15 protein-coding genes are annotated in these 12,889 nt (G+C 38.3%); all 15 read left to right on the plus strand.

What is annotated here, in order from left to right:
• Nucleotides 1-20: 20 nt before the first annotated feature.
• Nucleotides 21-503, plus strand: a complete 483-nt coding sequence (gene aroQ / locus AC5SLP_RS00970) for a type II 3-dehydroquinate dehydratase (protein WP_495253267.1) — start codon at nt 21-23, stop codon at nt 501-503.
• A gap of 1 nt (nt 504) precedes the next feature.
• Complete coding sequence (locus AC5SLP_RS00975; RefSeq protein WP_495253268.1) at nt 505-1,533, plus strand: M24 family metallopeptidase; 1,029 nt, start codon at nt 505-507, stop codon at nt 1,531-1,533.
• The gene (gene folK / locus AC5SLP_RS00980; RefSeq protein ID WP_495253269.1) at nt 1,530-1,997 is read left to right on the plus strand and encodes a 2-amino-4-hydroxy-6-hydroxymethyldihydropteridine diphosphokinase; all 468 of its coding nucleotides are present in this window, start codon (nt 1,530-1,532) and stop codon (nt 1,995-1,997) included. Before AC5SLP_RS00975 ends, folK begins: the two co-directional genes overlap by 4 nt.
• 3 nt (nt 1,998-2,000) lie before the next feature.
• Complete coding sequence (gene flhF / locus AC5SLP_RS00985; RefSeq protein ID WP_495253270.1) at nt 2,001-3,293, plus strand: flagellar biosynthesis GTPase FlhF; 1,293 nt, start codon at nt 2,001-2,003, stop codon at nt 3,291-3,293.
• Nucleotides 3,274-4,143, plus strand: coding sequence for a MinD/ParA family protein (locus AC5SLP_RS00990; RefSeq protein WP_495253271.1), 870 nt, complete (start codon nt 3,274-3,276; stop codon nt 4,141-4,143). The genes flhF and AC5SLP_RS00990 overlap by 20 nt, the downstream gene beginning before the upstream one ends.
• A 24-nt stretch (nt 4,144-4,167) precedes the next feature.
• The gene (locus AC5SLP_RS00995; RefSeq protein ID WP_495253272.1) at nt 4,168-4,536 is read left to right on the plus strand and encodes a hypothetical protein; all 369 of its coding nucleotides are present in this window, start codon (nt 4,168-4,170) and stop codon (nt 4,534-4,536) included.
• Nucleotides 4,508-5,221 (plus strand): RNA polymerase sigma factor FliA, encoded by a 714-nt coding sequence (locus AC5SLP_RS01000; protein ID WP_495253273.1) that lies wholly within the window; start codon nt 4,508-4,510, stop codon nt 5,219-5,221. Before AC5SLP_RS00995 ends, AC5SLP_RS01000 begins: the two co-directional genes overlap by 29 nt.
• Nucleotides 5,214-6,275, plus strand: coding sequence for a flagellar motor switch protein FliM (fliM, locus tag AC5SLP_RS01005; RefSeq protein ID WP_495253274.1), 1,062 nt, complete (start codon nt 5,214-5,216; stop codon nt 6,273-6,275). Before AC5SLP_RS01000 ends, fliM begins: the two co-directional genes overlap by 8 nt.
• Nucleotides 6,276-6,278: 3 nt before the next feature.
• Entirely contained in the window at nt 6,279-7,148 is an 870-nt protein-coding gene (gene fliY, locus AC5SLP_RS01010; RefSeq protein ID WP_495253275.1) for a flagellar motor switch protein FliY, read from the plus strand.
• 69 nt (nt 7,149-7,217) lie between these two features.
• The gene (locus tag AC5SLP_RS01015; RefSeq protein ID WP_495253276.1) at nt 7,218-7,889 is read left to right on the plus strand and encodes an LOG family protein; all 672 of its coding nucleotides are present in this window, start codon (nt 7,218-7,220) and stop codon (nt 7,887-7,889) included.
• Between the two features lie 2 nt (nt 7,890-7,891).
• The gene (locus AC5SLP_RS01020; RefSeq protein WP_495253277.1) at nt 7,892-9,577 is read left to right on the plus strand and encodes a hypothetical protein; all 1,686 of its coding nucleotides are present in this window, start codon (nt 7,892-7,894) and stop codon (nt 9,575-9,577) included.
• Between the two features lie 20 nt (nt 9,578-9,597).
• On the plus strand, nt 9,598-10,527 hold the full coding sequence (locus tag AC5SLP_RS01025) for a glycosyltransferase family 2 protein (RefSeq protein WP_495253278.1): 930 nt from the start codon (nt 9,598-9,600) through the stop codon (nt 10,525-10,527).
• The gene (locus AC5SLP_RS01030) at nt 10,524-11,216 is read left to right on the plus strand and encodes a WbqC family protein (protein ID WP_495253279.1); all 693 of its coding nucleotides are present in this window, start codon (nt 10,524-10,526) and stop codon (nt 11,214-11,216) included. The genes AC5SLP_RS01025 and AC5SLP_RS01030 overlap by 4 nt, the downstream gene beginning before the upstream one ends.
• Nucleotides 11,217-11,373: 157 nt before the next feature.
• Nucleotides 11,374-12,507: a dTDP-4-amino-4,6-dideoxygalactose transaminase gene (rffA, locus tag AC5SLP_RS01035; RefSeq protein WP_495253280.1), complete on the plus strand. Its 1,134-nt coding sequence runs from the start codon at nt 11,374-11,376 to the stop codon at nt 12,505-12,507.
• Nucleotides 12,507-12,869 (plus strand): EamA family transporter, encoded by a 363-nt coding sequence (locus AC5SLP_RS01040; protein WP_495253281.1) that lies wholly within the window; start codon nt 12,507-12,509, stop codon nt 12,867-12,869. The genes rffA and AC5SLP_RS01040 overlap by 1 nt, the downstream gene beginning before the upstream one ends.
• Nucleotides 12,870-12,889 lie beyond the last annotated feature (20 nt).

The following is a 12,889-nucleotide window of genomic DNA, read 5'->3' on the forward strand; positions in this document are numbered from 1 at the left end:
TTTTAAACAAAAGGTAAAAGATGAAAATAGTTGTCATTCAAGGTCCAAATCTTAATATGCTCGGTCACCGTGAACAAAGCGTCTATGGTGCGATGAAACTTGAAGAGATTCATTCTCAAATGGAAGCGGTTGCAAAACAAAATGATTTCGAAATCGAATTTTTCCAATCCAATTTAGAGGGTGAAATGGTTGATAAAATCCAAGAATGCTTAGGTGACGCAGATGGTATCATCATCAATCCAGCCGCGTACACACATACGTCTATCGCGATTCGTGATGCCATTAGTGCGGTATCATTACCTGCAATTGAAGTACATATCAGCAATATTTACAGACGTGAAGAGTTCCGCCAAAAAAGTATGATTGCACCTGTTTGTACAGGACAAATTAGCGGTTTTGGACCATTTGGTTACCACTTGGCGATGATTTCCATGATGCAAATGCTTGGCGAAATCGATGCGATTCGTAAAGCACAAGCGGCACAACAACAAGCAAAAGCATAACGTGAATTATATCCTCAAAGATGAAAATGCGCTCTATTTTGAGTGTGGTTTTTCATGCGATAATGCCGTTTTTTTGAAACTAGGAAGCGAAGCATTTTTTATTACCGATCCACGTTATACCACAGAGGCTTCTGAAGTGATTCACGGTGCTTCTGTGATTGAAGGCGACAGACGTGATTTGCTTAAAACAGCACGTTTGCTTATTCGTAAAAGCGGTATTAAATCCTTGGCGTACAATCCTAGTGAATGGAGTGTGGATGCTTATGCAAGACTCAGTGATAAGCTTAGTATCCATTTTCAAGAAAAACCCAATTTTTCACAAAAAAAACGTATGATTAAAAGCGAAGCGGAACTTCAAATACTGAAAAAAGCCGCGTTGTTTGGCCGAGATGCATTTACACGCTTTGGGGAATTTTTAAAAGAGAGCGGTTTAGGGCTGGATGAAAAGATGGCTCATTTTGAAGCAGAGTCGATTTTTAAATACAAAGGTGCTTTGGACCTTAGCTTTTCTCCCATTGTAGCCTTGGGTGAAAATGCTGCTAAACCACATGCGCTTCCAACATCAAAAGTCTTACAACACGGCGAATTGGTGCTTTTGGATGCTGGGGTTAAGTATGCACGCTACTGTTCTGATAGAACACGCACAAGCTCTTTTGATGAACACTTTAATTTTAGTAAAGAGCAATACTTCAAAAATACCTTCCAGCAAAAAGTGTATGATACGGTTTTGCGAGCGCAAGAAGCAGCACTAAATGCCGTTAAAGTGGGTGTCAAAGCCAAAGAGATTGATAAAGCGGCACGCGATGTGATTGAACACGCAGGTTTTGGAGCATTTTTTATTCACTCAACAGGGCATGGCGTGGGACTTGATATTCACGAACTTCCTGTGATTGGCGCACGAAGTGAAACCATTATCGAAGAAAATATGGTTTTCACCATTGAGCCGGGAATTTATTTGCCAGAGCAATTTGGCGTTCGCATCGAAGATACGATTGTCGTACGAAGTCATGGCGCTGAGGTTATGGGGTGAAATTAGAAAAAATTTCTTTTTTTCCTGTTCGTAAATGTCATGCCAAGGCATTTCGTTATGAAGCGGTGATTGGTCTTGGTGGCAATGAGGGCGATGTTAAAAAGCGATTTGTTGCATTGTATCGTCGGTTACTTAATGACAGACGGTTTCATGTACGTGAAACATCACCCATTTTGCAAAACCCAGCTTTTGGCTATACCGAGCAAAATGACTTTCACAATGCCGTGATGGTCTTGGAGACATCTTTACATGTAAAAGCATTGCTCAAAATACTTTTACATGTAGAAGATCAATTTGGGCGTGTGAGGCTCTTTAAAAATGGACCAAGAACGCTTGATTTAGATATAATATTTTTCGATAATCTCAAACGCAATCAACACAACTTAATCGTTCCACACCCCAAGTGGAGTGAGCGTTTGTCCGTTGTCGTTCCACTTTTTATGCTAAAAAGTTTCAAAGGATAATGGGTGAAATTTCATACGTTTAGTGGAGAAACACCAGCAGAAGCACTGAAACTCGCTCAACATGAGTGTGGTGAAAATGCTTTGGTGATTAGTACCAAACAAATTCGCAAAAAAACAATCAGCACATCAGCGCTGTATGAAGTGGTTGTTGCGATTGAAGAAGATCAACCTACGCCGCCGATTGCACCCAAAATGGAGCCTAGTAGAGTTGAGCCTAAATACAAAAGCGGCGAAGATGTTCTCTTTAGCCTTTCCGAAGCTGCCAAACAAATCTCTCAAATTGCGCAAGCGACAAGTGATATAGGTGGCAGTACCAATACGACACTTAGGCAAGCAGAGCGCAATCAGAACAATGAAAGTATGGGCGAGATTAAGTGTGAAATTAATAAGCTCGCTGATAAAATTAAGTTGATTCAAGAGATGTTTTGGGAAGAAAAAGCGCACCACCGTAATCATTTAGCGATTCCTTCTGAATTTGCCGAAATTTATAAACTGGCAAAAACCAGCGGTATGGGCGAAGATCATCTTGAAAATATTATGAACTTAACGCTAGAGCACATGCCTAGTCGTATGAAAAACAGCAGTGAGACCATTAAACGCTATTTCCAAGTGTTACTTCGCAAACTTATTCCTGTCAGGATGGAGGAAGAACTTTCCAAAGGCTCCAAACGGGTAATGATGTTTGTAGGACCTACGGGAGTGGGTAAAACGACAACGATTGCAAAGTTGGCGGCACGTTACTCGTACATTCAAGAAAAACGTTCTAAAGTGGGCATTATTACCCTCGATACGTATCGTATTGGCGCGGTTGAACAGCTGTTTCAGTACGCAAAAATGATGCGTTTACCTATTGAAGATGTGGTTGAACCAAGTGATTTTAATAACGCGCTCTCTTCTTTAGCGCATTGCGATGTGATTTTAATCGATACCGTAGGAAGTTCACAATACGACAAAGAGAAATTGATTAAACTCAATAAGTTTATCCAAAGTAGCAATTTTCAAATCGATGTCAATTTGGTTTTATCGGCAGGAAGTAAACTAGAAGATTTAAAAGAGGTTTTCAAAAACTTCTCATTTTTAAATATCGATACGCTTATTTTTACAAAATTTGATGAGACCAAGGTTTTTGGAACGATATTTTCTTTAATTTATGATACCGATAAACCCGTGAGCTATTTTTCCATCGGTCAAGAAGTCCCTGATGATATTGTTCCAGCGTCCAGTGACTTTTTGGTTGAATGTATTCTTGATGGTTTTGAGAAAAAAAGAGGTGAACATGGAAACACAGGCGAATAAACTTCAAGAATTGGTCGGGGCGTCCAATAAAGAACACAGTAGTACGAAGTTCATTGCTATTACCAGCGGTAAAGGTGGCGTTGGTAAAAGCACCATTAGTGCAAATATGGCAAATATCTTGTCCAATAATGGCTACAAGGTGGCGTTATTTGATGCAGATATTGGACTTGCCAATCTTGATGTCATCCTTAATGTCCGCATCGATAAAAATATTCTCCATGTTTTAAAAGGAGAATGTTCCCTAAAAGATGTCATCGTCCCTATTAAAAAGAATTTACTGCTTATTCCGGGTGAAAGCGGTGATGAGATATTAAAATACTCTGAGCAGTTTTTATTTGAACGCTTTTTGGAAGAGACAAAAGTGCTTGATGATTTAGATTTTATGATTATTGATACGGGGGCAGGTATTGGAGAGCATATTCAACTGTTCTTAGAAGCGGCGGATGAAGTGATTGTTGTGACTGTCCCTGACCCAGCGGCGATTACGGATGCGTATGCAACGATTAAAATCACCAGTAAAACACAGTCTAACATTCATCTTATTCTCAATATGACCAAAAGCGAAAAAGAGGCGCAGCTCATTTTTGATAAAATTAATAAAGTAGCGCAAGCAAACATTGGCAATGGATTGAAACTGAATTTAATCGGAAAATTACCTGAAGATAAAGTGGTTTCAAAGAGTATCAAACAGCGAACGCTCTTTACCAATGATGCCCCAAATTCTATGGCATCCTTGGATATGAAGCGAATTGTGAACAACCTTGTGTATAAATTGGAACGAAAAGTGCTTAAAAGTGATACAGGAAAGAGCTTCGGGAGCTTTTTTAAGCGTATTATTGAACAATTTTAGATACATTTCACAAAGGTATATTGTATGGTCAAATCAGAAAATTTTATCTATTTTTTTACCATTAGTGGTTTTTTTATAGGGTTGGCGTTTTCCATATTGAATTTTTCTGAGCCAGAAGAGATTCTCTTTTATACATTAGAGATTACGTTGGTTTTTTATTTGATCATCCATTTGGCTATCATGAACTTCTTTGACTTAGAGCGTATGAGTACATTTATCTTTAACAAAAAAGAGCATGAAAATATTGGTGATTATTTTATCCATGAACTTGAAAACAGAGAAAAAGTGATGGAAAATCTTTTAAGCAGTATTGAAAATATGAACCAGCACTATGAAAAGTTAATGAAAGGCTCAACAGAGAGTAATGAATCCTACGTTAAAAAAGCAGCCTAATCCTTATAGCCAAAATCTTAAAAAAGAGCAGGATGAACTTGTTCTTCAGTATTTACCTGCTGTAAGAGCGATGGCCTATCGTTTACGTGAAAGGCTTCCTGCTTCTGTGGATGTCAATGATCTTATCTCTATTGGCACGGAAGAGATGATTAAACTGTCCCGCCGTTATGACAAAGACCAAAATGACTCTTTTTGGGGATACGGTAAAAAACGTGTTTACGGCTCAATGCTTGATTTTTTACGCTCTTTGGATACGATGAGTCGGTCAAATAGACGCCTCATTAAAATGGTTGATCAAGAAATTACGGCGTATTTAAGTGAGCATGGTAATGAGCCTGACGATGCTTATTTAGCAAAAGTTTTAGGCGAAGATATCGAAAAAGTAGCAGAAGCTAGAAACAGCTCGATGATTGTTTCCGTGATGTCATTAAACGAACAAGTTACTATTCTTTCCGGTGAAGACACCGCTCAAAAAGTTGAAAAAGATGAATTGTTGGAGATGATTCATGCCATCTTATCAACCTTTAGCGAACGAGAGCAGATGATTATTCAGCTTTACTATTTTGAAGAGTTGAATTTAAAAGAAATCAGTGAAATATTAGAGATAAGTGAGTCGAGAATTTCTCAAATCCATAAAAAACTTTTAACGAAGATAAAAGAACAGTTGGGACTATACAATGGCTGATATTCTAAGTCAAGAAGAGATTGACGCATTATTAGAAGTTGTTGAAGAAGAGGGCGATACGCTTGTTAGCGAAAGCGAAGGCAATGACACACGACAAGTAATCCTTTATGATTTTAAACGCCCCAATCGTGTTTCAAAAGAGCAGCTTCGTGCGGTTAAAGGTATTCACGATAAAATGGCGAGAAATCTTGCGTCGCAAATCTCCTCTATTATGCGTAGTATCGTTGAAATCCAACTCCATTCAGTCGATCAGATGACGTATGGCGAATTTTTGATGTCACTTCCTAGCCCTACTAGTTTTAACGTCTTCTCTATTAAACCGTTGGATGGCAATTGTATTATCGAGATTAACCCTTCCATCGCGTTTCCAATGATTGATAGACTTTTAGGCGGTATGGGTGAGGCCTACGAAGCAACGCGTGAACTTACCGATATTGAACTTAATCTTCTGGATGCCATTTTACGTATTATTATGCAGCGTCTTAAGGAAGGTTGGGCACCCATTACTGATATGTATCCAACGGTAGAAACCAAAGAATCCAGCCCTAACGTTGTACAGATTGTTTCTCAAAATGAGATTGTTATTATGGTCGTTATGGAGATTATCATTGGAAATTCTAGCGGGATGATTAACTTATGTTATCCGGTTATCTATTTGGAACCTATCTTGTCACGTTTGGCAAATCGTGATATTATGTTGGGTGAAACCAGTGCGAAAAAAAGCCGAAATAAAGAGCTTAATACCCTCATCTCACGTGCGGAAGTCTTTAATGAAGCTATTATCGGTAGAGCAGAGCTTAGTGTAGGTGACTTATTGGATTTGAAAAAAGGTGACATTATTAGACTGGATCGTGCCGCCGATGATAAAGCAATCGTAATGATTGATAAAAAAGAGCTCTTTTTAGCAGAAATTGGTTTGCATCGATTTCGAAAATCTATAAAAATTGAAGAACTCGTTAAAACGGATAAAGATGAAGTTAAAAGCGCACTTGAAAAACTTGAACAAGTGAGAATGTCAAAAATTTCATCCTTTGATATACAACAACAGGGGTAAGGTGTGAATAATACATTTGTACAATTATTAGAACAAGAAATTGTCTCAACCATTGAGGGATTAACGGGTGTCGCACCTACTGTTGAATTAAATAAAGAAGAGAGTGGAGAGAGTAAGCTCAAACTCAGCCCTCCTCTAGCCAAGCTCGATGTTACCGTTGGCGGACAAATGAACGGGCGCATGCGGGTTACGGTAGCAACATCTATCGCGACAGCAATAGGCGATATGATGCTTGGGGGAGAAGGTAATGAAAAAGAGGAGATGGATTCTGAAGATTTAGATGCCATCAAAGAGATTATTTCTAATATTTTAAGTGCTTTTTCACGTTCCCTTGGCAGTCAAAAAAATATGCCAAAATTAGAGTTTGAAATCAACAGTGTTGAGTATATTGATGCAAACAGCGAAGTTGATTTTAAAGGGTATGAAAAACTCTTTATTTATCATCTTGCTATTCATCATTCCCATGATGTTATCTCGTTTGCAATTACCCATGAATTAGTCCCACTTATCGGTGAAGAGCCTACCGTTATGGCATCAAGTCCATCCGTGTCTGTTCCAGAAATCATGGTTGAAGAACCTCGTAAAACAACGACCAATATGAGTCCAGAAGAATTAAGCAATATTGAACTTATTAAAGATGTTAAACTGCCTATTCGTGTACGAATTGGTTCAAAAAAAATGCTCCTTAAAGATGTGCTCAGTATGGACATTGGCTCTGTTATTGAGCTGGACCAATTGGCAAATGATCCCCTTGAAATTTTAGTCGGTGATAAAGTCATTGCTATGGGCGAAGTTGTGATAGTGGATGGAAACTTTGGTGTTCAAATCGGAGAAATTGGCACTAAACGTGAACGTTTAGAAAAGCTTCGATAACATCGCATGGAGCAATTTAAGCGTATTAAGGACACAGCACATACCAATGAATGGAGTGTGCTACGTATTATGTCAGACTTCGTGAAAGGGTTTGATGAGCTTCAAGACTTAGGTCCTTCTGTTACTTTTTTTGGCAGTGCGCGTTTCCACCCTAACAACCATTATTATAAAGAAGCGTATGCCCTTGCTAATCGATTAGGGCAAAGAGGGTATTCTATCGTCACCGGTGGCTCACATGGTATCATGGAAGCAGCGAATAAAGGAGCCTTTGATACCCAAAAATGTGAATCCATCGGTTTAAATATCAATCTTCCGCATGAACAATCGGGTAATGCTTATACAACGAAACATCTTAGCTTCGATTATTTTTTTGTTCGCAAAGTGATGTTAATAAAATATTCACTTTCTTATGTTATCTTTCCGGGTGGTTTTGGTACGCTCGATGAGCTTTTTGAAGCCTTAACATTAACACAAACAGGAAAAATTACAAAAATTAGTATTTTCTTGTACGGTAAATGCTATTGGGAAAAACTCTATGATTTTATCAAAACGACGATGGTAGAGCATCATACAATTCGCCCTGAAGATATAGAACTGATTACATTGACCGATGATTTAGATGAAATCGTCACGAAAATCGATGAACGATTGGTTTTATATATTAATGAGTTAAAAGCAGAAGGGTTAGAACATAGCCGTTACTACCAAAAAGCGATTGAATTCTTATCTAACCGAGAGTAAGCATGACAAAAAAGATGCATTTCAAATACCTCCTCAAAAAGCACCTTCCTCTTTTAGGCGCTTTGTTGCTTCTAAGCGTTGTTTTGTACGAAATCAGTTTTTATATTTTTAAAACCTATCGCGCATTCTTCAGTTCTGATGCTGCCATTGCAAACATTTTAGCAGAAGAGATCGTATTAGCAGGAACATTCTTCCCAAGTCATTGGTGGTACGTCAATAATGATTTATGGGTTTTTTATAAACAACTTTTAGTTATTCCTTGGGTTTTAGCCGATAAAAATGGTTATTTTGCGCATGCGTTTACGGTATTTGAAGTTAGTATATTTATGGTCGTTTTTATTTACTGGTTTTTACGTTCATTAATGCTTTCACGCGCTTCATCTATTATGGGCGGTGTGGTCGTTTGTATTGCCTATTCACCGATGTATTTAAGAGAATTGTACGGTGAAGCTGCTTATACATGGTACTTTATTTTTATGATAGCTTTTATGTTTATTTTTCGAAAACTCAGTCCTCACGTCATTAGTAAAAGCACACAAATTAAAGCCTTTATTTTCTTTATGATTTTACTCTACTTGCTCGTTTTAGCCAACCCTATTCGCTTTTTTGTTTATTATATTACTCCTTTCTTTGGGGCGTTAGCATTGATGATCTATTTTGCACGCGATAGTCTTAAAACGTTTAAAGCGACGCTGTTACGTATGCTTACGGTCAAAAGAATGGTCATTTTTGCATTTGCTTGTATTATTATGGCAATTGGAACAGTGACCCACTATAATCTTTTTGAGCGGTTACATTTTGCAGGCGGTGCAAACAATGCTGTGTTGGTGCCCTTGGAAGATTTGCCCGTGCATGCCATCCATGCCCTCTTAGGGTTACTCAATTTTATAGGGGCAGAATGGAATGCCAATGTGCGTATCTCTTCTCTTGAAGGGGTGGTTTCCCTTTTAAAATTTGGGCTTTTCCCTTTTGTATTGATTGTACCAGCTTTGTATATCAAAAGAGCATATTATCAAATGAGTGCGACGGAACGACTGTTCGTCTTATTTTCCTATGTGGGATTTGCGCTTATTTTTACTTTGTATGCGACAACCTCTTTGCATGAAAATGCATGGGCAGCGCGCAATAATATACGCTATATTTCACCATTTTTGATGATGATTTTAATCTGTAATGTGATTATGTGGCGATTCTTCTCTTTGTTTATTAAATTGCTTCTCTCTTTGTCACTCGTAATGGCAATGGGTTTGTCATGGAATTATGTCTCACCAGATGGTTGGAGAGCGATTGTCGATAAGCGAATCGCCTTAGTTGAAGAGCTCAAAAGTAAGGGACTTCATTTTGGTTATGCAGAGTATTGGGATTCACACATTTACACCGTTTTTAGTGATGGCGATATTGATATTCGTCCAATAGAAATTAGCGATGAGAATGTAACGCTGGAAAAATGGCTTTCGAGTGATAGGTGGTATCAGAAAGATTCAACCGATGGAAAAGTCTTTTTTATGCTAAAACCTGAAGATATAGATGACTTCTATTCAGCGATGAAACATATGAATATGCCTGATCCGATTGATCAGTTTTATATCGGTGAATACAGTGTTGTTGTTTTTGAAAAAAACCCACTTTATGAGAAAAAAACTAAAGCGGAAGCAAGGAAGAAAAAGCGTATAATGACCGCTCCTTAAATTACATGTAAAGGTCGTGCGTGGAGTCTGTTAAGATCAGTGTGGTTTCTCCAATTTATGGCTGTAAAGAGTGCTTGTTTGAGCTGTATGAACGTTTAGTCAAAACGCTTTCTCAAATTACAGAACAGTTTGAAATTATTTTAGTAAACGATGCGTGCCCACAAGGCTCGTGGGAGCGAATTGTGATGTTGTGTGCACGGGATGAAAGAGTCAAAGGCATTAACCTTTCTCGGAATTTTGGACAGCATTATGCTATTACGGCAGGACTTGATCATGCCAAAGGCGAATGGGTCGTCGTCATGGACTGCGATTTACAAGATCGCCCTGAGGAGATTATTAAACTTTATAATAAAGCAATCGAAGGTTATGACATTGTTTTTGGAAGACGTGCACAAAGACAAGATAGCTTTTTTAAGCGTTTAGGTTCACGTGCTTTTAATCGTGTCTTAGAATATTTCACAGACAATAAGCATGATAACAGTATTGCTAACTTTGGGATTTATGCCCATAAAGTGATAGCAACTATCAATCGTTACCGTGAACACAGTCGTGATTTCTTGTTGTTCGCGAAAATGGTCGGTTTTAAGAAAACGGAAATTGATATTGAGCACGCACCGCGAGCGTATGGACAATCCTCCTACAATCTTTCAAAATTGATTCGTCTTGCGACAGATTCGATTATTTCGCATTCCAACAAACCCCTTCGTTTATCGATTCAACTTGGCTTTGGTATCGCTTTTATAAGCTTGATTTTTGCTGGATGGCTTGTGATTCGTTACTTTTTCTTTCACACCCCTGCTGAGGGTTGGACCAGTTTAATGGTATCAATGTTTTTTATGTTCGGTCTCTTATTTGCCATTATTGGCATTACCGGTTTATATATTGGAAAAATCTTTGATGAAGTTAAACGAAGGCCACTTTATATTATTCAAGAGATGATTAATTTATGAAAAAAATCGCTATTTTACAGTCTAATTATATACCTTGGAAAGGGTATTTTGATATCATCGGCAGTGTCGATGAATTTGTGCTTTATGATGATATGCAGTATACCAAAAATGATTGGCGTAATCGCAATAAAATCAAAACACAAAATGGGCTTCAATGGTTAAGTATCCCTGTGCGCCAAGAGAGTTTGCATCAGAAGATTAATGAAACAAAGATCACAGATACCAAATGGAACGTGAACCATTGGAAAAGTATCGCTCAAAATTATGCAAAAGCACCGCATTTTAAGGCCTATAAAGAGCAATTTGAAGCCTTATATCTTAACGCTACCTCAGAATACATCAGCGAGATTAACCGCCATTTTATTGACGCAATCTGCGGAATGCTCGGAATTAAAACCATCATTCGAGATTCCAGAGAGTTCGTTTTAGCGGAAGGGAAAAGTGAACGTCTTTTAGCGTTATGTCAAGATTTAGGGGCAACGACGTATCTAAGCGGCCCTGCGGCACGAGATTATTTGGATGAATCCATTTTCAAAGCGGCGGGAATTGATGTAGAATGGATGGATTATAGTGGATATCACGAGTATCATCAGCTTTTTCCACCGTTTGAACATGGCGTGAGTGTTATTGATGTGATTTTAAATGAGGGTGAAAATGCCAAAAATTTCCTCAAAAGTACGATACGTTAATCCGCTTTTTTAAATTGACATGTAAAACAGTAAAATAACTATCAAGGTGCGCAAATTTCGATAAGAAGCCAAGCGTCAATGCTACGTTTAAAACAGTGTTTTGAACGTAGCCTAAGAGTTTAAAAAGCTCTATAAATTAGATGAAGAGAACATCAAGATGATTCATTTTAATAAACCTCCAAGAACCGGTAATGAAGAAAAATATGTTTTAGAAGCCATGAATAGCCTTAAAATGTCAGGGGACGGCCCTTTTGGTAAACGCTGTCAAAAATGGTTTGAAGAGCGATATCACTGTTGTAAAACACTTTTAACGCCTTCGTGTACGCATGCATTAGAGATGGCGGCCCTTCTTTTAGATATTCAAGCGGGCGATGAAGTCATTATGCCTAGCTACACCTTTGTAAGCACAGCTGATGCATTTGCCTTGCGTGGGGCTAAAATTATTTTTGTGGATGTAAGAGCAGATACCATGAATATCGACGAGCGTCTGATTGAAGCGGCAATTACACTTAAAACAAAAGCCATTGTTCCTGTTCACTATGCAGGTGTGGGATGCGATATGGATACGATTATGGATATTGCAACACGTCACAATCTTTATGTTGTTGAAGACGCTGCACAAGGGTTTGAAGCAACCTATAAAGGAAGACCGCTTGGTACGATAGGACATTTAGGTGCGTTTAGTTTCCACGAGACTAAAAATATCACTAGCGGTGGTGAAGGCGGATTGCTCTTGATTAATGATGAGCGTTTTTCTCAAAGAGCTGAAATTATTCGTGAAAAAGGAACCAATCGTAGTCAATTTTTTAGAGGCATGGTCGATAAATACGGTTGGATGGATATAGGCAGTAGCTACTTGCCAAGTGAACTTCAAGCAGCCTATTTATGGGGAAATTTGGAGATGGTCGATGCCATTCAAACCCATAGACTCAATACCTGGAAAGCCTATTTTGAACGATTAGAACCTTTGGCGAAGAAAGGTCTTTTGGAACTAGCAACGATTCCAAATGAATGCGTTCATAACGCACATATGTTCTATCTCAAAGTAAAAAATTTAGAAGAGCGAACAGCCCTTTTAGAAAAATTCAAAGAGGCAAGTATTGGTGCCGTTTTTCATTATATCCCCTTGCACAGTGCACCAGCAGGCCTTAAATACGGACATATGTTTCAAGAAGATATCTATACCACAAAAGAGAGTGAACGCTTAGTGCGCTTGCCAATGTATTATGGTATCACGCTAGAAGAAGTGGATGAAGTCTGTGAAGTTTTAATGAAATGGAGCGAATGTTAATGGCACATTTATATATCTTTGGAACGATTTTTTTTACGGTATACGGACAACTTGTTATTAAATGGCGTATCCCTTTTCATGGTCATTTACCTGACGCATCTGCTGAGAAACTCATCTTTTTATTGAAACTCTTTTTAGATCCGTTTATCTTAAGTGGATTTGTCTCTGCGTTTGTGGCATCTTTGTGTTGGATGGCGGCAATGACAAAATTTGAGCTAAGCTATGCTTATCCGTTTATGGGATTAACCTTTGTTGTTGTTTTTATTTCATCGGTTTATCTGTTTAGTGAGAGTGTAACGCTTTATAAAATTTTCGGACTAGCACTGATTGTACTGGGTATTTTTATCTCGAGCAGAGGATAGAAAGAGGCGACTTGGTCGCC

This window comes from Sulfurospirillum sp. E15m (genome assembly GCF_059415145.1).